Annotated in this window: 19 protein-coding genes and 1 pseudogene; 15 read left to right on the top strand and 5 right to left on the bottom strand. The window is 70.6% G+C overall.

Going from position 1 to position 22,719, the window contains the following annotated elements; translation table 11 throughout:
• The first annotated feature begins 13 nt into the window (after positions 1-13).
• Entirely contained in the window at positions 14-700 is a 687-nt protein-coding gene (locus GA0070624_RS18640; RefSeq protein ID WP_091342817.1) for a response regulator, read from the top strand.
• A gap of 24 nt (positions 701-724) precedes the next feature.
• Here GA0070624_RS18640 and GA0070624_RS18635 read toward each other — a convergent pair whose 3' ends face one another.
• Both GA0070624_RS18635 and GA0070624_RS18630 read right to left on the bottom strand, forming a co-directional pair.
• Positions 725-2,797 carry an amylo-alpha-1,6-glucosidase gene (locus GA0070624_RS18635; RefSeq protein ID WP_091342816.1) on the bottom strand — a complete coding sequence of 691 codons (2,073 nt, stop codon included), beginning with the start codon at positions 2,795-2,797 and terminating at the stop codon, positions 725-727.
• Entirely contained in the window at positions 2,794-3,171 is a 378-nt protein-coding gene (locus GA0070624_RS18630; protein ID WP_091342814.1) for an SCP2 sterol-binding domain-containing protein, read from the bottom strand. The genes GA0070624_RS18635 and GA0070624_RS18630 overlap by 4 nt, the downstream gene beginning before the upstream one ends.
• A gap of 207 nt (positions 3,172-3,378) precedes the next feature.
• On the opposite strand from GA0070624_RS18630, the gene GA0070624_RS18625 reads away from it, so the two are divergent.
• From GA0070624_RS18625 to GA0070624_RS18610, 4 genes are all read left to right on the top strand, one after another.
• Positions 3,379-3,756, top strand: a complete 378-nt coding sequence (locus tag GA0070624_RS18625) for an SCP2 sterol-binding domain-containing protein (RefSeq protein WP_091342813.1) — start codon at positions 3,379-3,381, stop codon at positions 3,754-3,756.
• Positions 3,753-5,792, top strand: coding sequence for an amylo-alpha-1,6-glucosidase (locus GA0070624_RS18620; protein WP_091342811.1), 2,040 nt, complete (start codon positions 3,753-3,755; stop codon positions 5,790-5,792). Before GA0070624_RS18625 ends, GA0070624_RS18620 begins: the two co-directional genes overlap by 4 nt.
• Before the next feature lie 366 nt (positions 5,793-6,158).
• On the top strand, positions 6,159-6,923 hold the full coding sequence (locus GA0070624_RS18615) for an ABC transporter ATP-binding protein (protein ID WP_091342809.1): 765 nt from the start codon (positions 6,159-6,161) through the stop codon (positions 6,921-6,923).
• Positions 6,923-9,478 carry an ABC transporter permease gene (locus GA0070624_RS18610; RefSeq protein ID WP_091342808.1) on the top strand — a complete coding sequence of 852 codons (2,556 nt, stop codon included), beginning with the start codon at positions 6,923-6,925 and terminating at the stop codon, positions 9,476-9,478. Before GA0070624_RS18615 ends, GA0070624_RS18610 begins: the two co-directional genes overlap by 1 nt.
• A gap of 48 nt (positions 9,479-9,526) precedes the next feature.
• Here GA0070624_RS18610 and GA0070624_RS18605 read toward each other — a convergent pair whose 3' ends face one another.
• The 3 genes from GA0070624_RS18605 to GA0070624_RS18595 form a co-directional block, all read right to left on the bottom strand.
• The gene (locus GA0070624_RS18605) at positions 9,527-10,174 is read right to left on the bottom strand and encodes an HAD family hydrolase (protein ID WP_091342806.1); all 648 of its coding nucleotides are present in this window, start codon (positions 10,172-10,174) and stop codon (positions 9,527-9,529) included.
• A gap of 127 nt (positions 10,175-10,301) precedes the next feature.
• A complete protein-coding gene (locus GA0070624_RS18600) occupies positions 10,302-11,039 on the bottom strand; it encodes a neutral zinc metallopeptidase (protein WP_091342804.1) in 738 nt (245 codons plus the stop codon).
• Positions 11,040-11,628: 589 nt separating this feature from the next.
• A complete protein-coding gene (locus GA0070624_RS18595) occupies positions 11,629-12,276 on the bottom strand; it encodes a TetR/AcrR family transcriptional regulator C-terminal domain-containing protein (protein ID WP_245718865.1) in 648 nt (215 codons plus the stop codon).
• 56 nt (positions 12,277-12,332) lie between these two features.
• On the opposite strand from GA0070624_RS18595, the gene GA0070624_RS34100 reads away from it, so the two are divergent.
• The 10 genes and pseudogenes from GA0070624_RS34100 (at position 12,333) to GA0070624_RS18550 (ending at position 22,715) form a co-directional block, all read left to right on the top strand.
• On the top strand, positions 12,333-12,581 hold the full coding sequence (locus tag GA0070624_RS34100) for a hypothetical protein (RefSeq protein ID WP_141715077.1): 249 nt from the start codon (positions 12,333-12,335) through the stop codon (positions 12,579-12,581).
• Entirely contained in the window at positions 12,581-13,540 is a 960-nt protein-coding gene (locus GA0070624_RS18590; RefSeq protein ID WP_091342801.1) for a quinone oxidoreductase family protein, read from the top strand. The genes GA0070624_RS34100 and GA0070624_RS18590 overlap by 1 nt, the downstream gene beginning before the upstream one ends.
• 475 nt (positions 13,541-14,015) lie before the next feature.
• Positions 14,016-15,089, top strand: a complete 1,074-nt coding sequence (locus tag GA0070624_RS18585) for a cupin domain-containing protein (protein WP_245718864.1) — start codon at positions 14,016-14,018, stop codon at positions 15,087-15,089.
• Between the two features lie 27 nt (positions 15,090-15,116).
• Positions 15,117-16,268: an MFS transporter gene (locus GA0070624_RS18580; protein ID WP_176731770.1), complete on the top strand. Its 1,152-nt coding sequence runs from the start codon at positions 15,117-15,119 to the stop codon at positions 16,266-16,268.
• Positions 16,265-16,768, top strand: a complete 504-nt coding sequence (locus tag GA0070624_RS18575; protein WP_091342796.1) for a methyltransferase family protein — start codon at positions 16,265-16,267, stop codon at positions 16,766-16,768. Before GA0070624_RS18580 ends, GA0070624_RS18575 begins: the two co-directional genes overlap by 4 nt.
• 90 nt (positions 16,769-16,858) lie before the next feature.
• Positions 16,859-17,926: a cupin domain-containing protein gene (locus GA0070624_RS18570; RefSeq protein ID WP_091349032.1), complete on the top strand. Its 1,068-nt coding sequence runs from the start codon at positions 16,859-16,861 to the stop codon at positions 17,924-17,926.
• A gap of 14 nt (positions 17,927-17,940) precedes the next feature.
• Complete coding sequence (locus GA0070624_RS18565; protein WP_091349028.1) at positions 17,941-18,840, top strand: AAA family ATPase; 900 nt, start codon at positions 17,941-17,943, stop codon at positions 18,838-18,840.
• Positions 18,837-20,645 carry a thiamine pyrophosphate-binding protein gene (locus tag GA0070624_RS18560; RefSeq protein WP_091342794.1) on the top strand — a complete coding sequence of 603 codons (1,809 nt, stop codon included), beginning with the start codon at positions 18,837-18,839 and terminating at the stop codon, positions 20,643-20,645. Before GA0070624_RS18565 ends, GA0070624_RS18560 begins: the two co-directional genes overlap by 4 nt.
• Positions 20,642-22,071: pseudogene (locus GA0070624_RS18555) on the top strand (aldehyde dehydrogenase family protein). Before GA0070624_RS18560 ends, GA0070624_RS18555 begins: the two are co-directional and overlap by 4 nt.
• Positions 22,068-22,715 carry an isochorismatase family protein gene (locus GA0070624_RS18550; protein ID WP_176731767.1) on the top strand — a complete coding sequence of 216 codons (648 nt, stop codon included), beginning with the start codon at positions 22,068-22,070 and terminating at the stop codon, positions 22,713-22,715. The pseudogene GA0070624_RS18555 and the gene GA0070624_RS18550 overlap by 4 nt, the downstream one beginning before the upstream one ends.
• Positions 22,716-22,719 lie beyond the last annotated feature (4 nt).

The raw sequence follows: 22,719 nt of genomic DNA, 5'->3' as shown, positions 1-22,719 counted from the left end.
ACGGGGAGAACGTATGACGGACGGCGCGGCGTCGGCACGGCCGGTGCGGATCCTGCTCGCCGACGACCAGCCGCTGCTGCGTACCGGCTTCCGGATGGTGCTCGGCACCGAGGACGACCTGGACATCGTGGCCGAGGCCGGTGACGGCCTGGAGGCGGTGGAGCTGTCCCGGCGGCTGCTGCCGGACGTGGTGCTGATGGACATCCGGATGCCCCGGATGGATGGCGTCGCCGCCACCCGGGCGATCGTCGACGCCCGACTGCCGGTGCGGGTGCTGATCCTGACCACCTTCGACCTCGACGAGTACGTGGTCGGGGCGCTGCGGGCCGGGGCGAGCGGCTTCCTGGCCAAGGACGTGCCGGCCGAGGACCTGGTCACCGCGATCCGCACGGTCGCCGCCGGGGAGGCGGTGGTGGCCCCGCGGATCCTCAAGCGACTGCTGGACCGCTTCGCCGACGTACTGCCCGACCCGGCGGCGAGCCGACCGAAGGCGCTCAGCGCGCTGACCGAGCGGGAGCGGGAGGTGCTCGTGCAGGTCGCGCGAGGGCTGTCCAACGCCGAGATCGCCCGGGCGCTGTCGGTCAGCGAGACCACCATCAAGACGCACGTCGGGCACGTGCTGACCAAGCTCGGGCTGCGCGACCGGGTGCAGGCGGTCGTGCTGGCGTACGAGACGGGCCTGGTGCGCCCCCAGCGGTGACCCCTCGTCCAGGGTCAGCCACGGTCAGCGTGGCGACCGCTGCCCTGCATCGTCGTTTCCGGGGTCCAGGCTTCCAATGACGTCGACCCGGCCCCACCGCCCCGGAATGTCGAGCAGTTCAATGCGGCCGAACCGCTCGGGCAGCACCGGCGCGGACACCAGATCCTCACCGTACGGTTCGAGGCCGAGCAGGGTGCGCACCAGCAGCAGCGGTGCTCCGGTGGCCAGGGACTGCGGGCTGTTCGCTGCCGGGTATCCGACGGGATTCCGGGTCAGCTCGCGGTCGTAGCCGCCGAAGGCCTCCGGCAGGCGTCCGTTGAAATGCCGGGACGCCTCGATGATGCCCTCGGCGATGCGTCCTGCCTCCTGGGTGAAGCCGTAGCGGCGCAGGCCCCAGGCGATGAACGCGTTGTCGAACGGCCAGACGGTGCCGACGTGGTAGCCGAGCGGGTTGTACCGTCCTTCCCCCTCGGCCAGGGTGCGTACGCCCCAGCCGGAGAACAGTCGGGAGCCGAGCAGGTGTTCGGCGATCTTCCCGGCCCGGGATTCCTCGACGATGCCGCTCCAGAGCAGGTGCCCGATGTTGGAGGAGAGGGCGTCGACCTGGCGGCCGTTGCCGTCGAGGGCGAGGGCGTAGTACTCGCCGTCGGCGATCCAGAAGTCGCGGTTGAACCGCTCCTTGAGTTCGGCCGCCTGCCGCTCCAGCCGGTCCGCGTACGCCGGGTCGTTCCAGAACTGGCGGGCCAGGCGGGCGCCGCGGAGCTTCGCGTCGTAGGCGTAGCCCTGCAGCTCACAGGTGGCCCGGGGCAGGCTCGGCAGCCTACCGTCACGGAAGCAGATCGCGTTGCTGGATTCCTTCCAGCACTGGTTCTCCAGCCCGTTCTTCTCGTTGCGGCGTTGGTACCAGATATAGCCGTCCCCCATGAGGTCGCCGTACTCGTCGATCCAGTGCAGGGCCGCGCGCGCCTCGTCCTCGAATTCATGCACGATGGCGGCGTTGCCGGTCCACCGCTCGTACTCGTCGAGCAGGACCACGTACAGCGGGGTGACGTCGGCGGCCCCGTAGTACGGGCACTGTGGACGCTCCTCGAACGCCACCAGTTCCCCGTAGCGGAACTCGCGCAGGATCTTGCCCGGCTCCTCGTCCCGGAAGTCGTCGAGCACCGCTCCCTGGTCGATACCGAGCATGCGCAGGGTGGCGACGGCGAGATCCGGCACGTACGGCAACGCCTGCAGGCTGGTGAGGATGGGGTCGCGGCCGGTGAGGGTGGCGTTCCACGGGAGGCCCGCCGCGGGCATCGCCTCGGCCGGGAGGGTCAGCGGCGAGTACCGCAGGGCGGCGAGATCGACCAGACAACGTTGGTACGTCCGCTGCAGTGGCTGCCAATCGCACATCAGCTGCGGAGCCTTGCCGAGCCACTGCTCCAGGTCCTGCTGGAGTCGCGGCTTGTCTCGCCGACGGCGGCCGGGATAGACATGCTCACGAACGTCCTGACCATCCGGGCGCAGCACCAGGCCCCGGACGTGCAGCGCCGTCGTCCACTGCCCGTGCGGTCCAATCCGGATGTGGTACGTCAGCCCGTGCTCATCGACCTGCGCCGGCTCCGTCGTGGAGATCACTGTCTCGCGCCAGAACTTTTCCCGCTCGTAGCCGAGATGCAGGCGCCCGTCCTCGACGCGCTGGTACCGCCGACCGGGCGCCGTACGTTCCTGTCCGACCACGATCAGTGGGATGAAGTCACAGTCCGCGTCGACCCGGACGGTCACGTCGGCCGGTTCCCCCGAGTGATTGAAAACCGTCAACCGCTCCTCGAAGCTACCGGCCACCGACCGTTCCCGGATGACCGACACCTTGGCGTCGACGTAGTGGGTGGGAGCGCCCGGCACCAGGAAGAAACGCACCTCGAAGTAGGAGGGATCGTCCCTGGCCAGCGCGCTCACCCGTTCACCGTTGATGGTCAGCCGCCACACCGAAAGGAAGCGGGTGTCGAACGAGAAGAACCCGCACGGGACGGTGGGCTTGGCTTCTATGTCACCAGTGCCGTCGCTCAACACGAAGATGTTGCCGTCGAGGATCCTGATGAGGTCCGTCTTCATCTCGGCCCCTCACGGTCACCGGCCAAGGCCCGCGGATGTCGCGCGCCGGGCGGAGGTGCGAAGAGCCGCTCCAGCAGGACGATGAATCGAAACTTTCCTTCGGTCGTTATCTCGTTCCTCAGCCACGCCGGGAGCGGTTTGGCTTCGCCCCGAACCATCCGGTCGAAGAAGACGTTGTCGGCACGGATGACCGTGTCGGCGTCGCTGTTCTGCCGCGACACCCGGGCCACACCCGCGCGGATCTCCACGAACCAGTGGTCGACCTCGTGGTCGCGCTCGAGGTCGAAGCGGATGGTGCCGCTCGTCTTTTTCAGCACGCGTTCGTGGCCGTGGCGTTCGAGCGCGTCAAAGAATTCTCTGGTCGTCTCCGACATGGCACCGCCCCCGCAGAGATCCGTCGATCAGGAGGCAGCATCGCTCGGATCGCGGTGTCGTCACCTCACCCGGAAGGGATGAGATCTCCAGGCCGACCGCGGGAGCCATCCGAAATTCACCCGACGCGGGTGATGCGGCGGCCTCCCGCTTCCGGTCAAGGTGAGTAGGCGGCTCATCCGGGGCTCGGGACCACCGGAGGGAGGTTCATGTCAAATCCCACCGCGAACTTTTTCGAAGATGTCGGCCGCCGCGGCCACGAACGCCTTCTCGAGGAGGCCAGCGGCACGATCCGGTTCGACCTCGAACGCGACCACGAGGTCGACCGTTGGTTCCTGGTGATCAAACGCGGCGATGTCCGCGTCTCGCGGGAGGAGAGCCGGGCCGACTGCGTAATCTGTGGCAGCAGAGCGACCTTCGACCGGATCGTCAGTGGCAGGTCGCACATCTACGCGGCGTGGGTGCGTAACGAACTCAGGGCCGAGGGCGATGTGCGGCTGGCCCGCCTCATCCAGCGGCTCATGCCGGGGCCGCCCGGCGCGCACCACCCGCGGGAGTTCGCCCGTGAACGGAGATCACCGGCATGAGCGACGGCCTCGTCCGACTGCTGGATGGCAACACGTTCGTGGTCAGTGAGGAGACGGGTGACATCGACGCGTCTCCCACCATCCCGACCGGTCTCTTCTCGTTCGACACCCGCTTCCTGTCGAAATGGGTGCTGTCCATCAACGGCGAACGGGTCACCGCGCTCTCCGTCGAGGAGGTCGAATACTTCGAGAGCCGCTTTTTCGTCGTCCCGACCGTTCCGACCCCGCTCGTCGACATCAACGTTTCGGCCATTCGCGAGCGCTCGATCGGCGGTAGCTTCACCGAGCGGCTGACGGTGATCAACCACGAACCCGAACCTGTCGACCTACGGATCCGGATCGACGTCGAGAGCGACTTCGCCGACCTTTTCGAGATCAAGGACGTACGCAACAAGCGGGGCAGGTACTACACGCGGATCGAAGACGGGTGCCTGCGTCTCGGCTACCAGCGGGAGACGTTCCGCCGGGAGGCCCTGGTCTCCTCCACCGCGCCGGCCAGCGTCGACGAGCGGGGCATGACGTACGACGTCCGGCTCGAACCGCACGGCCAATGGGTGACGGAACTGCACGTGCAGGCGCTGGGCGTGGACGGGCGCGACCTTCGGGAGAGCCTGCAAGGCAGACCCGGTCGGATCGGGACGCAGATGCGGCAGGACCTGGCCGGTTGGCTCGCGGAGGCACCGCGCCTGACCTGCGACTCCCCAACGTTGACGATCACCTACCGGCGCAGCCTTACTGATCTCGCCGCACTGCGTTTCATGCCGTTGACCGGCCCCGGGCATGCCCTTCCCGCCGCCGGCCTGCCCTGGTTCATGGCCATCTTCGGTCGGGACAGCATCCTCACCAGCATGCAGGCGCTGCCGTTCGCGCCCGACCTCGCGGCCACGACGCTCCGCCTGCTGACGCTCCTGCAGGGCATCGTCCTCGATGACTTCCGCGAGGAGGAGCCGGGGAAGATCCCCCACGAACTGCGGTACGGGGAGACGACCGGGTTCGAGGATCAGCCGCACTCGCCGTACTACGGCAGCGCCGACTCGACCCCGCTCTTCGTGATCCTGCTCGACGAGTACGAGCGGTGGACCGGAGATGCCGCGACGGTACGGCTTCTCGAGCGGGCCGCGAGAGCCGCGCTCCACTGGATCGACGACTACGGCGACCTCATGGACGACGGCTATATCTGGTACCAACGCCGCAACGAGAAGAACGGGCTGGAGAACCAGTGCTGGAAGGATTCCTGGGACGCGATCTGCTTCCGTGACGGTAGGCTGCCGAGCCTGCCCCGGGCCACCTGTGAGCTGCAGGGCTACGCCTACGACGCGAAGCTCCGCGGCGCCCGCCTGGCCCGCCAGTTCTGGAACGACCCGGCGTACGCGGACCGGCTGGAGCGGCAGGCGGCCGAACTCAAGGAGCGGTTCAACCGCGACTTCTGGATCGCCGACGGCGAGTACTACGCCCTCGCCCTCGACGGCAACGGCCGCCAGGTCGACGCCCTCTCCTCCAACATCGGGCACCTGCTCTGGAGCGGCATCGTCGAGGAATCCCGGGCCGGGAAGATCGCCGAACACCTGCTCGGCTCCCGACTGTTCTCCGGCTGGGGCGTACGCACCCTGGCCGAGGGGGAAGGACGGTACAACCCGCTCGGCTACCACGTCGGCACCGTCTGGCCGTTCGACAACGCGTTCATCGCCTGGGGCCTGCGCCGCTACGGCTTCACCCAGGAGGCAGGACGCATCGCGGGGGGAATCATCGACGCCGCCGAGTTCTTCAACGGCAGGCTGCCGGAGGCGTTCGGTGGATACGACCGGACGCTGACCAGGTACCCCGTGCTGTACCCGACGGCGTGCAGCCCACAGGCGTGGTCCACCGGCACCCCCCTGTTGCTGTTGCGGACCATGCTCGGCATGGAGCCCCGCGGCGAGCACCTGGTGACCAGACCCGCCGTGCCCCTCGGGATGGGCCGGATCGAGCTGCTCAACATCCCCGGACGGTGGGGCCGGGCCGGCGCCCTTGGACGCGCTCGCCGGGAGCGACGCTGACCGCTGCGGTTCGGCGGCAGGTCCACCAGCGGCGCCACGCGTACCCGGGGAGTCGCCGTCGGGGTGACGGCGATGTTGCCGTTGTCACCTACCGTGACCGGAGACGGCGCGGCGCGGTTGACCATGACGCGGCGTCAGGCCCTAACGTCGGCCCGGCGACGTCCCGGCGACTGGAAACACGCTCGACCGGTGGGCGGCTCAGGGGCAACCCTGAGCCGGGGTCGGGGCCGACCCGCAGTGCGAAATCCGCGCCGCCTCCGACCGCAGGCGGACGGATCCACGCTGCACGGCAGCGAGGATGGAGACTGCCGCACCGACCAGCGGGGGCGGTGCGGAACAGGCAGGCAGACGGAAGAGGTAGATGACGTGACCGCGACGGTAGGCCAGGCGCAGGCCGCGGCCCGGGCCAGCGACGTGTGGAAGGTGTACGGCAGCGGCGAGGCGCAGGTCGTCGCGCTACGGGAGGTGAGCGCGGAGTTCGAACGGGGCCGGTTCACCGCGATCATGGGGCCGTCCGGCTCCGGCAAGTCGACGCTGATGCACTGCCTGGCGGGGCTGGACTCGGTCACCCGCGGCACGGTGTCGATCGGCGACACCACGGTCACCGGGCTCGGCGACTCCGGGCTGACCAAGCTGCGCCGGGACAAGGTCGGCTTCATCTTCCAGCAGTTCAACCTGCTGCCCACGCTGACCGCCGAGGAGAACATCCTGCTGCCGATGTCGATCGCCGGGCGCAAGCCCGAGCGGGCCTGGTACGACACCGTGATCGACACGGTGGGCCTGCGGGACCGGCTGGGGCACCGGCCGGCGCAGCTCTCCGGCGGCCAGCAGCAGCGGGTCGCCTGCGCGCGAGCGCTCGTCGCCCGCCCCGAGGTGGTCTTCGCCGACGAGCCGACCGGCAACCTCGACTCCCGCTCCGGCGCCGAGGTGCTCAACTTCCTGCGCAACTCGGTCCGCGAGCACGGACAGACCATCGTGATGGTGACCCACGACCCGACGGCCGCCGCGTACGCCGACCGGGTCATCTTCCTCGCGGACGGGCAGATCGTCTCCGAGCTGCTCGAGCCGACCGCCGACACGGTGCTGGACACGATGAAGAAGCTGGACGTGTCCGCCGAGGTGGCGCGCTGATGTTCCGCGCGACGTGGAAGAGCCTGCTGGCGCGCAAGGTGCGCCTCCTGTTGTCCGGCCTGGCGGTGGTGCTGGGCGTCATGTTCGTCTCGGGCGCGTTCGTGCTGACCGACACCCTGGGCCGGTCGTTCGACGCGCTCTTCGCCGACGGGTTCTCCGACATCGACGTCACCGTCACCGCCAAGCCGAAGGTAGCGCTCAGCGAGGCCGAGGGCGAGCAGGTCCCCACCCCGGTGCCGGCGTCCCTGGTCGAGCGCATCAGGGAAAACGTGCCGGGTGCGGCGGACGCGAAGGGCGTGGTCAACGCCGACGGCGCCCGCCTGATCGGCAGCAACGGCAAGGTGGTGACCTCCTTCGGGCCACCGCAGCTGGGCGAGAACTGGCTCGGCGAGAGCGACCTGGTCCAGCTCCGCGAGGGCAGCCGCGAGCCGCGCGCCGACGACGAGATCGTGGTGAACGCCGCCCTGGCCGAGGCGGCGAAGGTGAAGGTCGGTGACCGGGTCGGCGTGCTGACCCTGGAGCCGAAGAAGGAGTTCACCCTCGTCGGCATCTTCGGCTACAGCGGCGGCCGGGACTCGATCGGTGGGGTGAACGAGGTGGCCTTCACCACCCCGGTGGCGCAGCGGCTGATGCTCGGCAAGCCGGACACCTTCACCAGCATCACCGTGACCGCCGCCGACGCCGTGACCCCTGAGCGGGTGCGCGACGACGTCGCCCACGAACTCGGTGCCGACTACCAGGTCAAGACCGGCAAGCAGGCCGCCGCCGACCAGGCGGCCAGCTTCAAGGAGGCACTCTCCTTCTTCAACAAGATCCTGCTCGGCTTCGCCGCGGTGGCGCTGCTGGTCGGCACCTTCCTCATCCTGAACACGTTCTCGATCATCGTCGCGCAGCGCACCCGGGAACTGGCCCTGCTACGGGCGATCGGGGCCGGCCGGCGGCAGATCATCGGCTCGGTGGTGCTGGAGGCCGTCGTGGTCGGCCTGATCGCCTCCGTGCTTGGGCTCGGCGCCGGAATCGGCGTCGGCGCGCTGCTGGCGTACCTGTTCGGGCAGCTGGCGGGCGGGCTCAGCCTGGCCGGGCTCGGCGTGCCGGCCGCGGCGGTCATCGGCGCGTTCGCGGTGGGCCTGGTGATCACGGTCGTGGCCGCGCTGCTGCCGGCGCTGCGGGCCTCCCGGGTCCCGCCGATCGCGGCGATGCAGGACGTGGCCACCCCGGACCGTCCGCTGACCAAGGTGACGGTGGCCGGCACGATCGTCTCCGCGATCGGCGCCGTGCTGCTGTTCCTCGGGCTCGACGGCCACGCCGGCGACAACACCCTGGCCACCATCCTCGGCGGCGTCCTCTTCGCCTTCATCGGGGTGGCGCTGCTGACCCCGCTGATCAGCCGGCCCGTGGTCGCCCTGCTCGGGGCGATCTTCGCCTGGTCGGTGCCGGGCAAGCTGGGCCGGCTCAACTCGGGCCGCAACCCACGGCGCACGGCGATCACCGCGGCGGCGCTGATGGTCGGCATCGCCCTGGTCACCGGCGTGACGGTGATCCTCGACTCGGCGAAGGGCAGCATCGGCAAGCTGGCCCAGGACACCATCAAGGCCGAGCTGGTGATCTCCGGGTCGCAGAGCGGCCCGCGGCCGCCGAGCTTCGACCCGGCCGTCCTGGAGAAGGCGGCGGCCATCCCGGGCGTGCAACTGGTCGACGGCGAATACGGCGACATGGCCGTGGTCAACGGCGCCCGCACCTGGGTTGGCGCGTCGAGCAACATCGCCGCGCTGGAGCGGATCTTCGGGGTGAAGGCCACCGCCGGTGACATCAGCCGGCTGGGCCCGGATCAGATGCTGTTCAGCTCGGACACGGCGAAGTCGCGTAACGTGTCGGTCGGCTCGCAGGTGACCGTCCAGCTCTCCCGCGGGGAGGCGCGGACGTACACGGTCAGCGGCATCTACCAGAGCTCACAGCTGACCAACCCGGTGGTGCTACCGCCGCAGGCGGCCCGGGACTTCACCATCCCGCAGCCGATCCAGGGCTTCGTGCAGCTGGCCCCCGGGGCCCGGGTGGCCGACGTACAGCCGCAGGTGGAGACGCTGCTCGCCGACAGCCCCGAGGTGTCCGTCGCGGACCGGGACGCCTTCATCAAGCAGCAGACCAGCATGCTGGACACCCCGCTACGGATGATCCAGATCCTGCTGGCGCTGGCCATCGTCATCGCGGTGCTCGGCATCGTCAACACCCTCGCCCTGTCGGTGCTGGAGCGGACCCGGGAGCTCGGCCTGCTGCGGGCGATCGGGCTTCGCCGGGCCCAGACCATGCGCATGATCACCGTCGAGGCGGTGGTGATCTCGGTCTTCGGGGCGCTGCTCGGCGTGGTGGTCGGCAGCGGCCTGGGCGCGGCGGTGGTCCGGGCGCTCAAGGACGAGGGCATCACCGACCTGATCCTGCCCTGGGGTCAGATGGGGGTCTTCCTCGGGCTTGCCGCGATCATCGGCGTGGTCGCCGCGGTGCTGCCCGCGGTGCGGGCCGCGCGGATCAACGTCCTGGGCGCCATCGCCCACGAATGATCCCCGCACCGACGAGGGGCCCCGCCGACCGGCGGGGCCCCTCGCGTCTCAGGCCGGTGGCTCGCCGAGCAGCGCGGCCAGCAGCTCCAGGTCCGCCGCGGTCAGGCTCTCCAGCTGGTGTACGCCGGCGACCTCGGCGATCGGCACCTCCGCCGGCACGGCCAGTACGGCGGCCCCGGCGGCGAGGGCGCTGGCCACCCCGGTCGGCGAATCCTCGATCGCCACGCAGCGGGCGATCGGCACGCCGAGCAGCCGGGCGGCGGTCAGGTACGGCTCCGGGTGCGGCTTCGCCGCCTCCACCTCGTCACCGCAGACCACCGCGTCGAAGCTGTCCCGGCCGAGGGTGTCCAGGGCGACCTCGACCAGCTTCCGGCCGCTGGAGGTGACCAGCGCGGTCGGGATGTCCGCCGCCCGGACCGCCCGCAGCAGCGCCAGCGCGCCCGGTCGCCAGCGCAGGCCGGTGCGGAACAGTTCCAGGATGCGGGCGCTGATCCAGGCGGCGCTGGCCTCCGGGTCCCGGTACGGCTGCCCCAGGTCGTCATGCAGGATCCGCATCGAGGCGGCCATGCTGGTGCCGATCATCGCCCGCCGGGCGGTGTCGGAGAGGGTCCCGCCGTACACCGCCGCCAACTCCTGCAGCGCGACGTCCCACAGCTTCTCGCTGTCGACCAGGGTGCCGTCCATGTCGAAGAGCACGGCGGCGGGATGGTTGCTGCTCAGCGGAGCCTCCTGACCCAGGTCGGACCTACCCGCCGATCCTCTCAACCGAGCCCCGCCCGCCGCTCGCCGTCCCGCCCAGGCGTGACCTGCGGCATCGCCCCGGTCAGCTCACCCCGCAGGCGCCCAGCGAATTCTCGTAGCCGCGGAAGAAGGAGTCCGTGCGCTGCTCGGCGGTGCCGTGCGAGCCCTCGGCGAACCACGGCTGGTCCGGGTCGTCGCCGACGGCGAGCAGCCCCTCCCGGAACTCCTCCAGGTCACCCTTGTCGAGGGTCAGGTCCCCGGAACGCACGTTGTCCCCGATGTACGCCCCGGCCATGCAGTCCGCCTGCAGCTCCTGCTGAATGGTGAAGTTGTAGCGGATGCCGAGGCGTACCTGGACGCCGTGGGCGTACTCGTGGCCGAGCAGGTAGAACAGGAAGGCGTCGCCGACCTGCCGGAACGCCGCCACGGACCAGTTGACGTCGTACGCAATGAAGTCGCCCGCCGAGCAGTAGACCGCGTTGTTGCGCGGCAACGGCTGCCCGCCGCAGGAGACCTCTCCTTCCCGGGTGTACGCAATCACCCGCCGGACCGGCTCGAACCGCTCGCCGGAGGCCTTGAACTGGCCGGTCCAGTACTGCTCGGCGAGAGCGACCGCGCCGCCGAAGTCCTCCTTGAACTCGGCGACGCTGGTGGTCCCGTCCGCCCGGGTGCTCTGCGCTCCCGGCGAGGCGGGCTGCGGGCCGGGCTGCCGCGGCTCGCCCTGATCCACCCCGCCGGACATGCAACCGGCGGCCACCACCACCGCCACCAGTAGACCGGCGAGCAGGCTCGGCTGCCGACGTCCCGCGCTCTTCCCCACGGCACCCTCCCCGCCTCGTCCCGTGCCCCATCAGTACCCCGGCGGTGCACCCGTAATGCCCACTTGATGATCACGCGCCGCAGCCTCGGACCGTTCATCGGCACAGGGCCAGCTGAGAACGCTCGACGCCGCCGGAGGTCCTGAAGGTAGAACCGCCGCGCATCCCGTGCGGGCCGCCGGAGCCGGGGCGCGACCGTTAGGCTCCGGCCATAATCACCACCGCCTTCGACGAGCATGAACGGGTTGGCGTTCTTGCGCGGCTCGGGCAGGGTCTTCTGTCCGCGTTTGCGCTTGTAGCCGGTGATCACCTGTGGGTGCAGGCCGATGTAGCCCAGGTCGGCGAGCAGGCCGAGGAACGCCACGACCCTTCTCTGCGATCTTGAAGCGGCGGGCGGCGGTGATGTCGACCGTCTTCCCTGGCAGCACCCCCGACACCCACAGCAGCTCCCCGTCCGGGGCGCCACGGTCTGCACCGCGCTTCTGCCGCCCACACGGACCTGCGGTTGAGCGCCACCACCGACGGTGCCAACCAGCTACCACTGCGGCAACGAAGTCTGGACAAGCTCATTGCTGCAGAGCGGATGATCGGTCAGGAGGTGGCCCCGGCTTTGACCGCAGCGCCCTCGATGACCACCTCCAGACAGTCGCGGAACAGGTCATCCACGGTGCGGCCGGGTCGGAAGTATTCGGTGACCGCGGCGACTACGGTCGGGTGCTGCTGGGCGAATGTGGCCATGTCGAAGTGTTTCAGTGCGTCCGCGTCCGGGCGGGGGACCTGTTCTTCGAGGACGTGGCCGACCGTGAAGCGCTCGACGGTCAGGACGATCACGCGTGCCTGTCGCAACGGGATGCCGCGCGCGACCAGGGTACTCATTGCCAGTTCGGAGATCGCTGCCATGTTGAGGGAGAGCTGGGAGGCTGAGATGACCCGGGCACCGTCCTTATGGGCGAGCAGCGCTCGGCGCAGCCGCTCGGCCAGGCCGCTTAACCAGTCCGGCCAGGGTTGATCCGGCTCGGGCGGTGACATATCGCCGAACTCCTGGTCGAGGATCGCGTCGGCAATCGCTGTGACCAGGGCCGCTTTGTTGGGCAGATGCCAGTAGAGGGTCGGCGATTTCACACCTAGCCGCGCGGCGAGTTTGCGGGTCGTCACGCCGTCGAGACCCTCGGCGTCCAGCAGGGCGACGGCCTCGGCGACGATCCGCTGTCGGTCTAGCGCCAATTCGGTACCTCCCACCGGCACTCTATCAGTGCTAGGGTGCCTCTATCACTGATAGAGAGACGGAGACGACGATGACAAACAAGCGCTCGTTCGGCGGCCTGCTGCACTGGGCGACACATCGCATTCCTGGAGTTCCCGCGCATGCCGAGCGGTCGGCCGGGCACCAGGGCGCGGCGGTCCACGGCCGCGCGCGTCGCCCCGGCGGCGTCGCGGCTCACGCTTCGCTGAACCGCAGGTGGAACCACTCGCCCGCCCGCCCTCCCCGGTTCATGCGGGCCTTCCAGCGTCGGATTGCGGCGTTCTTCAGCCGGGAGCTGTGATGAAGGCGGCGGTGTTGCACGAGGTCGGTGGCATCCCTCGCTACGAGGACTTCCCGGATCCCGTGGCCGGCGACGATGAGGTGGTCATTGACGTCAAGGCGGTCGCGGTCGAGAACGTCGACAAGCGCATCGCGGCCGGCACGCACTACGCGAGCCAGCAGTACACCGCACAGTTGCCGGCGATTCCCGCCTTCGACGGCATAGGCGCGTTGCCGGACGGCACCCTGGTCGGGTTCGGCAACCCACGACGGCCCTATGGTGCGCTCGCCGAGAAGACCGTGGTGCCAAAGGGCGCCTACATGCCGATCGCGGAGGGTATCGATCCGGCGATCGCGACCGTGCTGGGCACGGCGATCACCGGCATGTCCATCAAGACCGCCGCTGGCTTCGTGCCGGGCGAGACCGTGCTCGTGCAGGGCGCGACCGGGGTCGCGGGGCGACTCGCGGTGAAGGTGGCCCGGCTGCTTGGCGCCGGGCGGATCATCGCGACCGGCCGCGACGACGACCAACTGCGTGAGGTACAAAGCCTGGGCGCCGATGAGGTGATCAACACCGCCGTACCGGACGAAGCGCTGGCGCAGGCGTACCTCGATGCCAAGGGGGATGGCTACGACGTCGTGCTGGACTACCTCTGGGGCCGACCCACCGAGATCCTGCTGCGATCGCTGGTCCCGGAGACATTCGCGTTCCCGAAGCCGACCCGGCTGATCCAGATCGGCGAGTCCGCCGGCGCCGGGCTCGTTCTCGCCGCGGAGAGCCTGCGCACCTCCGGAGTCGAGATCTACGGCGCGGCCAAAGGACTCGACCCACAGACCATGCATGAGGTGTATGGGCAGGTCGTGACGTGGGCGCAGTCCGGCGAGCTGACCTTCGACGTGGTGAAGGTCCCGCTGAGCGATATCGAGACGGCTTGGCAACGCACCGATCTACGGGGCCGTAGGCTCGTCGTGGTGCCGTGACAGGCAGGCCGGATCGGGGGCGAGGAGTGTGAAGACGGCGTTGTGCTTCAGCTGATGAAACAGCTTGAGATGCCGGTGTAGACGAAATCAGCGGTGGCTGGCGGATGGTAGGGCGACCAGTTGGCCGGTTCTGCCGGTGCCGGCGCGGAGTCCGTGGTTCTCGACTTCGAGGACGTTGATGATTGAGCTTGTCCAGACCTCGTTCCCGCAGTGGTAGCTGGTTGGCACCGGGGGTGGCGGCGCTCAACCGCAGGTCGGTGTGGGCGGCAGAAGCGCGGCTGACGAGAACCAACACCGTGACCCGAGGCGGTCACGATCCAATCACGACTAACCACCTGTCCGACCCACAGGCGCTGCGGCACGAGCCGTGGCCGGACCCGCCGCTGTTGAACGTCGGCTGGCTCGACGCCACCCTGGACAGCCCTTCCCTTGATCGGATAAAGGTTATACCATTAACCGAATCCGAGCGGGTTGGGTGCCCGCTGGCGCAGGCACCACCACCGAGAAGACCGGAGGACCAATGGGCAAGAGCGGCCGCGTGTTCGTGCGCGGTTTGACGTCGCAGACCTACGGGCTTAACGAGTTCCGGCGCCGGCAACTGGCGGTCGACCGGGTACGCGACGACAGCGTCGTCGTGGACGACGCGAAGGTCGCGCACTCCGGCGACAGCGCGAAGAGTCGGACCTGGTGGCGCATTGGCCCAGGCGACGAGGACTTCCTCACCCAGACGATTCAGGTGCACTTCGTCGAACTGCCGCCGGAGTCGTCCAACCACGGGCATGGCCACCAGAACGAGGCGGCCTTCTACATCCTCGAGGGGCGCGGCTACGAGATCCACGACGACCAGCGGTACGACTGGAGCAAGGACGACCTGGTCTTCGTGCACACGGACTCGGTGCACCGGCACTTCAACCCGTACTCGGAGCGGGCGGTCGCGCTCGTCGTCAAGGCGAAGTGCACCTGGATGTTCATGGGCCTGATCCAGCAGGGGCGCTCCGGGCCGGTCGAGGACGAGGAACGTTTCGGCCCGCGCGAGGACTGGTCGCGTATCTGGACTCCGGGTGTCCTGGAGCGCAAGAAGGTGATCTCCCCGTCCGACACGACATGGGAGGACACCCCGCTTGGGCGGGTTCGGGTCATGTCCTCGCCAGAGCGCACCGACGCGCGCATCTTCAGCGTGGACGCCTTCGAGCTCGACCTTCCCGCCGGCGGCCACAGTGGCAAGTACTGGAAGATGGCCGACGAGGTGTACTACGTGCTCGACGGCGAGGGGTACGCGTTGCAGTGGGAGGTCGAGGCGGAGATCGCCGAGAAGTACTACGCCCGCATCGCGCTGGAACCCGAGCGGTACGAGATCAAGCAGGGCGACACGCTGTACGTCCCGCAGAACCACGTGTGCCAGCTCTTCGCGGCGGACGGCAGGCCGCTGCGGCTGTTCAGCGCGCAGAACCGCGTCTTCAAGCACCTCGGGTACGACACGGTCCACTACTTCGAGCCGGCCTCCGAACGGACCCCGGACGCCGAGCAGCTGACCAGCGCCTCGGTCTGACCAGACCTCGTGTGGTCGGCAGCGGCCTTGCGGCGCCTCTCGCGCGACACCATCGCGTCCGCGGGGGGCGCCGCGGTCTTCTCCTGCTCGCTCGGCATCGCATCGGTCGCGCTACCGCTACTGGCGCTGCGCTCCGGCTACTCGGCGGTCGAGGTCGGTGTGCTCACCGCCCTCTCGGCGATCGCCCAGATGGCGACCCGGCTGGTCCTCGGCGCGGCCATGCGGCTGGTCGGCGACTGGGTCCTCGTCGTCGCCGCGGGGGTCGCCCTCTGCCTCTCGAACGGCCTGGTCGTCGCGTCGGCCGCCGTGGTTCCGTTCACCCTGGCCGAAGTGCTGCAAGGCTTCGCCCGCGCCTGTTTCTGGACCGGTAGCCAGACCCATGTCGTGCGCAATGACGCACCCGCCGTCGGCGCACTCGCGACGATCAACTTCGTCTCCAGTGTGGGACTGCTCGCGGGACCCGTCCTCGCCGGGCTGCTGGTGGAGCATTCGCCGCGAGCGGCGCTCGGGGTCGGCGCGGCGATCGCCGCGGTTGCCGTGCTGCCGGCGCTGGCGATCGACCGGCTACCGCCCTTCCGTCCGCCACCGGAGGGTCCTCCTGGGCGGATCTGGCGTCGCCCGGGCGTGGACGTCGGCTGCTGGGCCGGCGTGACCGCGGGCGCGTGGCGGGGCCTGCTCTCCAGCTACGTGCCGGTGGCGCTCGACGCCGCTCGACAGCCCGCCTCCACCATCGGCGTTCTCGTGTCGGTCGCGAACGGCGCCTCGGTCGTCGGCTCCGCGATCGTCGGCCGGGTGCGCCATCGCTGGGTGATGCGCTCCTTCGTGCTCGGCACCCTCGCCACGGGGGCCACCACCGGCCTGGTGGCCCTGGCCGCTGACGCCTGGTGGGCGGCCGGTGCGCTGCTGGCGGTGTCCGGGCTCGGCGCGGGCGTGCTGCAGACCATCGGCCCCGCCATCGCGACCGACTCGGTGCATCCCGAAGAGCGCGGCGACGCCATCGCGACGGCGGGGACCTTCCGGGCGGCGGCGTTGTTCGCCGCGCCGCTCGCGGTGGCGAGCGCGGTCGCGATCATTCCGCTCACCGCCGCGATGGGTTTGGCGGGCGCGCTCATCACCGCCAGCGCGGCTGTCGTACGCGTCCGCTCCCCCGCAACTTCCCACCCCGGAGGCCCCCGATGAGGATGTCGCTGTCGTCCACGTCCACCCGTACCTTTCTGATCTGGCCGCTGGTGGTCGGCGTCGAACAGGTGCTGAGCCGCCGGCGGGTACGGGCCACGGGCCTGCCCCTCATGGCCGCGGGGTACGCCGCCTACCGGCTCGCCGGCGCCTACCGGCTGTCCAGGGCGGGCGGGCCACCCGGGATGTCGCAGGGCATGCCGGAGCGCCTCGTCGAGGCGGGCCCGTATCGCTGGACGCGCAACCCGATGTACGGCGGCCACCTGCTCTTCCTGACCGGACTGGCCCTCTCGTCCCGGTCGCCGCTCGCCTCCGGACTGGTCGGCTGGCACCTGAGGTGGTTCGCCGACCGGGTCCGGCAGGACGAGAAGCGCCTACGTGAGCGGTTCGGTGGGGCGTACGAGGACTACTGCGCGCGGACGCCGCGGTGGATCCCCCGGGCGCCCGACGCGATGCAGTCGCTTGACCGTGGGCCGCGCTTCCGGGACGGCCGCAGCGGCTAAGAGCGGTAGACCAAGCGCGGCGTGCTCTTGTGCAAGCCCAGGTCGAGCTGACAGAGTACAGCCAATGGTTAGTCCATTGGAGGTATGTTCGTGACGACCCGGACGACGACAGGCGTCAGCCACTACCACGTCCAGAAGACCCGGCGCGCCAAGTTCCTGGAGGACTGGCGGCAGAACCACCGGGACGTCGTCGCCCACGACGACGTGATCATGCAGCCCACCGAGCGGGGCAGCCGGGTCGGTGTCTATGTCGGCGTCGACGGCGATCGCCCCACCCGCACGATGGACGCCCTGGTCCACGAGTTCGACCCGGGGACGACCACCACCGTCCACCGTCACTCCTGGGATGCGATGGTCCTGGTCGTCGGCGGCTGGGGCTGGACCGAGATCGACGGCGAGCGCATCGAGTGGGGCCCCGGCGACTCGCTGCACATCCCCGCCTGGTCCTGGCACCGGTCCGGCAACGACGGCACGGCGACAGCCCGCTACCTGACCTTCTCGAGTGAGCCGATGCTCGACACGATGGGCATGTCCATCCTGGAAGACGCCGGCCACACCCCCTTCGCCGAACTGCCGGGACGCCCCGCCTACACCCCCCGTCTGCCCGGGGACGACCCCTACGCGCGCAGGGTCCGCCGACTCGGCCGCGAACAGCAGTCCCGGCGGACCGGCCGACTGCACACCAGCTGGGACGACATGGAGATGGTCAACACTCCACGGGGGACCCGGACGACCTTCCTGCTCGACCGCGCGATCGGCTATCAGGCATCGGGCATCACCATGGCGATGTTCGAGATCGGCCCCGGCCGTGGGCAGTCGATGCACCGGCATCCCGGTGAGGCGTGGTTGTACGTCCTGGACGGGTCGGGACACACCTACCTGGGCACGGAGCCCGAGGGCGGTACGAACCACCGTTGGAAGAAGGGCGACCTGATCATCGTCGACCACTTCCTCTGGCACCAGCACTTCAACGACGACCCGGAGAAGACGGCGAAGGTGGTCCGGATCCACATGTTCGACAGCCTGCTGGAGACGATGCGGGCGCTCTGCGACCCACTCGTGCTCTTCGAGGAGCCGCCCACCCACATCAGGGACCGGCAGGCCGGCGACCCGACCACCATCCAGTGGCCGGCGCTCGACCGCCCCACCTGGCCCTGAATCCGGAGACGGGAATGGCCGACGTACGCCTGCCGCCGGGAATCACCGGTGTCCACGTCCTACCGGCCGACCACCACGACGGGCCCTGGGACTCGATCATCGTGCCGCCCGGCACGAAGGAACAGCTGCTCGGCACGGCCGTTCTGGTACTTCGGCACGGCCGGGCGCTCCAGTCGCTGTCCGGCCCGCCGCACGGCCTGATCGTGCTCGCCGGCCCGCCGGGCACCGGCAAGTCCACGCTCTGTCAGGGGCTGGCCCAGGCCGCCGCGGTGGCGGTCGCCCGGCGGGGCGCGACAACCTTCGTCGAGGTGGACCCCCACGCCTTCCCCAGCGAGCTGCTCGGCGAGAGCCAGCGGGCGGTGCGTCGGCTGTTCACCGAGACGCTGCCCGAGCTCGCCGCGCGTCGCCCCCACACCATCGTCCTGGTCGACGAGGTGGAGGCGCTCGCCGTACGCCGCAGCACGGCTTCCTTCGAGACCAATCCGGTGGACGTGCACCGGGCCACCGACGCGGTGCTCGCCGGCCTCGACGCGCTGCGGGCGACGTGCCCGCACCTCCTGCTGCTGGCCACGACGAACTTCACCGCCGCCGTCGACGAGGCCGTCCTGTCGCGCGCCGACCTCGTGCTCGAGCTCGACCTGCCGGACGAGGAGGTGCTCGCCCGGATCATCGGCTCGTCGCTGGCTGAGCTCGCCGCGCTCTGGCCCCCGTTGCGGCACCTGGCCGAGGACGCGGCCCTGCACGCCAAACTCGCCGGCCGGTGCGTGGGCTTCGACGGCCGGCGCGCCCGCAAGGTGATCCTCGCGTCGGTGGCCCAGCGACCCGAGCTGGCCGCGGACCCCGCACAACTGACGGCGGAGGACCTGTTCGCCGCCGTCGAGGCAGCAGCGGGCACAGTGACGGGCCGGCGATGACCGCGATCGTGGGCACCGGCTTCGGCGAGGCGGGCCGGGTCGTGGAGCGCCCGACCGGGCTGCCCGCGGGGCGGGGGCCTGCGGCGTGGGGCAGCGACGTGGTCGTCGACGTGCTGCGCGCACTCGAGGTGCCGTACCTGCCGATGAATCCGGGCTCGTCGTTCCGCGGGCTGCACGACTCCGTGGTGAACCACGGCGGCAATGTGACCCCGCAACTCCTGCTCTGCCTGCACGAGGAGATCGCCGTGGCGCTCGCGCACGGCTGGTCCAAGGCGACCGGGCAGCTCGGGGTCGCCGCCGTGCACGACCTGGTCGGCCTCATGCACGGATCCATGGCGGTCTACAACGCGTGGTGCGACCGGGCTCCCCTGCTGCTGCTCGGCGGAAGCGGACCGGCGGATCCTGCCCGGCGCCGGCCGGTGGACTGGATCCACTCGGCGACGACGCAGGCCCAGCTGGTACGGGACTTCGTGGTCTGGGACGCCGAGCCCCTGACCGCGGCGGCGTTCGCGGCCGACGTCCTGCGCGCCCGGCAGCGGGCGCTGTCGGCACCGCGCGGACCGGCGTACGTCTCCCTGGACGCCGGCGTCCAGGAGGAACGGCTAGACCGGCCGGTGCCGGTCCCGGACCCCGTGCGGCACGCCCCCGCCCCCGCCTTCGCGCCGGACCCGGAAGCCCTGGACCGGGCGGCGGCCGTACTCGCGCGGGCCCGGCGCCCGGTCGTGGTGGCCGGACGGATCGCCCTCGACCCTGCCGCTACCGCTCCCCTCGCCGCGCTGGTCGAGCTGCTCGGCGCGGCCTACCACGACGATCGGAACTGGTCGGCGCTGCCCACCAGCCACCCGCAGAACTGCACCGGGGACCGAAGTGTCCTGGACGAGGCGGACGTCGTCCTCGCCGTCGACGTCGTCGACCTGACGGCCCTGCTGCGTCCCGCGGGAAGGGGGGCGCGAGGCGTGGGGCGGGACCGTCCCGATGACGGCCCGGTCGTCGTCGACCTGTCGCACGGCGACCTGGGACTGCGGTCCTGGAGCAACGCCTTCGCGACACCGGTGCCCCGGGACGTCCAACTGCTGAGCGACCCGCTGCTCGGGCTACGGGTGCTGCACGCGGCCCTCGCCGAGCGGGTGGACCCGGCCGCGGCGGCGGCCCGGCGGGCGGAGGTCACCGCCCGCGCCGCCCGCCTGCGCCAGCGGCAGCGCGAGCAGGTCGCGGCGCGCTGGGCCGACCGGCGGATCTCGCCGGCCCGGCTGGTCGGCGAGACCTGGCAGGCGGTACGCGACGTTGACCACCTGCTCTGCCTACGCAACACCAGGACCTGGCCGGAGGGGCTGTGGCAGCTGCCCGGGGCCGGCTCGTACCTCGGGCACTCCGGTGGCGGCGGCGTCGGCTACGGGCCGGGTGCCTTCGTCGGCGGCGCTCTCGCCGCCCGGGACCGCGGCCAACTCGGCGTCGGAATCATCGGGGACGGAGACCTGCTCATGGCCGCCGGCGCCCTGTGGACCGCCGCCCACTACCGGGTGCCGGCGCTGCTCGTGGTCAACGACAACAGTTCGTTCTACAACGACGAGCCGCATCAGGCGGAGGTGGCGCGCCAACGGGGTCGCCCGGTCGAGAACAGCTGGATCGGCATGCGCATCGCCGATCCGGCGGTGGACATCGCCGGGCTCGCCCGGTCGTACGGGTGCTGGGCCACCGGCCCGGTAGAGGATCCGGACGACCTGGGGCCGGCCCTGCACCGCGCGCTCCTCGCCGCGCAGGAGGGGGCGACGGCAGTCGTCCACGCCCGGGTGGCCCCGCGATGAGCGAGCGCAGCGCCCCCGTACCGCACCGGCTGATGCACATCGGCGGGGCGTGGGTCGACGCGGCGGCCGGCGGTCGGATCGAGGCGGTCGACCCGACCACCGAGGAACTCATCGCGACGGTTCCCGACGGCGGCGTCGAGGACGTCAACGCCGCCGTCGCCGTCGCCCGGGCCGCCGCCGGCGACTGGCGGGACCTTGGCTGGGCCCGGCGCGCCGCGCTACTGCGGGAACTCGCGTCCCGCATCGAACGCGAGGCGGAGCAGTTGGCGCGCCTCGACGTACGCGACGGCGGGCTTCCGCTCGCCGGAATGCGCAGCGATGTCGCGGGTGCGGTCGCCGAGATCCTCTACTACGCCGGCACCCACCCACCCGCGACACCCTCTCGTACACGGTGCGTGAGCCGTACGGGGTCGTCGCGCGGATCGTGCCGTTCAACCACCCCTTCAAGTTCGCCGCCGGCAAGGTGGCGGCGCCGCTGGCCGCCGGCAACACCGTCGTCCTCAAGCCCGGCGAGCAGACCTCGCTCTCCGCCCTCGAGTTCGCGCGCATCGCCGCGGATGTGCTCCCGCCCGGCGTGCTCAACGTCGTCAGCGGCCGGGGTACCACCGCCGGTGCCGCCCTCGTCGCCCACCCCGAGGTGCACCGGGTCGCCTTCACCGGCTCGGTCCCCTCCGGACGCGCCGTGCTCCGGGGCGCCGCCGAGGCCGTGAAGCACGTCAGCCTGGAACTCGGCGGGAAGAACCCGATCATCGTCTTCCCCGACGTGGACGTGGTGCGGGCCGCGCACGCGGCGGTCGCCGGCATGAACATCGCCCGCTGCACCGGCCAGTCCTGCGGATCGACCTCCCGGCTGTTCGTCCACGCCGACATCGCGGACCGATTCCTCGATGCCCTCGTCGCACGCCTGTCCGCGCTGCGCATCGGCAACCCGATGGACCCGCTCACCGAGGTCGGGCCGCTGGCGTTCCGGGCGCACTACGAGCGGGTCCGCGGCTACCTCGAGACGGCGCGGCGGGAGGGGGCGACGGTCGCGCACGGCGGGGGCCGTCCCGACGGACTGGCGCGCGGCTTCTTCGTCGAACCCACGGTGCTGACCGACCTCGACGACGGGATGACCGCGGTCCGGGAGGAGATCTTCGGCCCGGTCATGTCGGTGCTCACGTGGCGCGACGTGGACGAGGTGGTCAGCCGCGCCAACGCCACGCCGCTCGGCCTGACGGCCAACGTGTGGACCCGGGACGTGACCGCCGCGCACCGCACCGCCGCCGCCCTCGAGGCGGGATACGTGTATGTCAACGGCACCGGCCGGCGTCCCACGGGCACCCCGTTCGGCGGCCGGAAGAGCAGTGGGCTGGGCAAGGAGAACTCGCTGGAGGAGCTGCTGTCCTACACCCGCGAGAAGACCGTGACGGTGACGCTTTGGTGAGCCACGGCCAGGTGGTGCCCGCTCGACCGGACGAGGAGCTCCTGGATCCGACCCGCACCGCCCTGGTCGTGTTCGACCTGCTCGAGCACTACCGGGCGGCGGCCGAGGAGGCGGGCGTCATCGGTCCCGTGCGCCGCCTCGTGGACGGGTGCCGGTCCCGCGGCGCGATGGTCGCGTGGGCCCGCGCCGACCACCGGGCCGACGGGGCCGACTTCGCCCGAACGCTCGCCGACGTCGACAACCAGCACCGCCCGTTCGGGGTGGACAACCCGAGGCCGGTGGGCCCGCCGTACGGCTCCGGCTCGCCGATGTACCACACCCTCACCGAGCTCGGACAGCGTCCGGACGACTACGACGTCCCGAAACACCGGTGGTCGGCGTTCCACGGAACCCATCTCGACACATCCCTGCGAGCCCGCGGGGCGGACACCGTCGTCCTCGTCGGCGGCTCGACCCACGTCGGGATCGCGTCGACCGTGTACGCCGCCCGCGACATGGACTACCAGGTCGTGGTGATCAGCGACGGACTCACCGGCCGCCAGCCGCAACGCGACTTCTTCGTCGAGCAGGTGTTCCCACGGGTGTGCCGGGTGCGGACCGTCGACCAGGTCCTCACGGCGATGGACCGGTTCCCCACGCAATGAGGAG

Source organism: Micromonospora rhizosphaerae (assembly GCF_900091465.1).
GTDB lineage: Bacteria > Actinomycetota > Actinomycetes > Mycobacteriales > Micromonosporaceae > Micromonospora > Micromonospora rhizosphaerae.
The sequence above is the reverse complement of the archived record's forward strand: the minus strand, read 5'-3'. Positions and strand labels throughout refer to the sequence as shown.

What these genes read in the sequence shown, in the direction of transcription:
- GA0070624_RS18640 (WP_091342817.1), top strand. Translation starts at nt 14, where the DNA reads ATGACGGACGGCGCGGCGTCGGCACGGCCGGTGCGGATCCTGCTCGCC.
- GA0070624_RS18635 (WP_091342816.1), bottom strand. Translation starts at nt 2,797, where the DNA reads ATGAAGACGGACCTCATCAGGATCCTCGACGGCAACATCTTCGTGTTG.
- GA0070624_RS18630 (WP_091342814.1), bottom strand. Translation starts at nt 3,171, where the DNA reads ATGTCGGAGACGACCAGAGAATTCTTTGACGCGCTCGAACGCCACGGC.
- GA0070624_RS18625 (WP_091342813.1), top strand. Translation starts at nt 3,379, where the DNA reads ATGTCAAATCCCACCGCGAACTTTTTCGAAGATGTCGGCCGCCGCGGC.
- GA0070624_RS18620 (WP_091342811.1), top strand. Translation starts at nt 3,753, where the DNA reads ATGAGCGACGGCCTCGTCCGACTGCTGGATGGCAACACGTTCGTGGTC.
- GA0070624_RS18610 (WP_091342808.1), top strand. Translation starts at nt 6,923, where the DNA reads ATGTTCCGCGCGACGTGGAAGAGCCTGCTGGCGCGCAAGGTGCGCCTC.
- GA0070624_RS34100 (WP_141715077.1), top strand. Translation starts at nt 12,333, where the DNA reads ATGACAAACAAGCGCTCGTTCGGCGGCCTGCTGCACTGGGCGACACAT.
- GA0070624_RS18590 (WP_091342801.1), top strand. Translation starts at nt 12,581, where the DNA reads ATGAAGGCGGCGGTGTTGCACGAGGTCGGTGGCATCCCTCGCTACGAG.
- GA0070624_RS18575 (WP_091342796.1), top strand. Translation starts at nt 16,265, where the DNA reads ATGAGGATGTCGCTGTCGTCCACGTCCACCCGTACCTTTCTGATCTGG.
- GA0070624_RS18565 (WP_091349028.1), top strand. Translation starts at nt 17,941, where the DNA reads ATGGCCGACGTACGCCTGCCGCCGGGAATCACCGGTGTCCACGTCCTA.
- GA0070624_RS18560 (WP_091342794.1), top strand. Translation starts at nt 18,837, where the DNA reads ATGACCGCGATCGTGGGCACCGGCTTCGGCGAGGCGGGCCGGGTCGTG.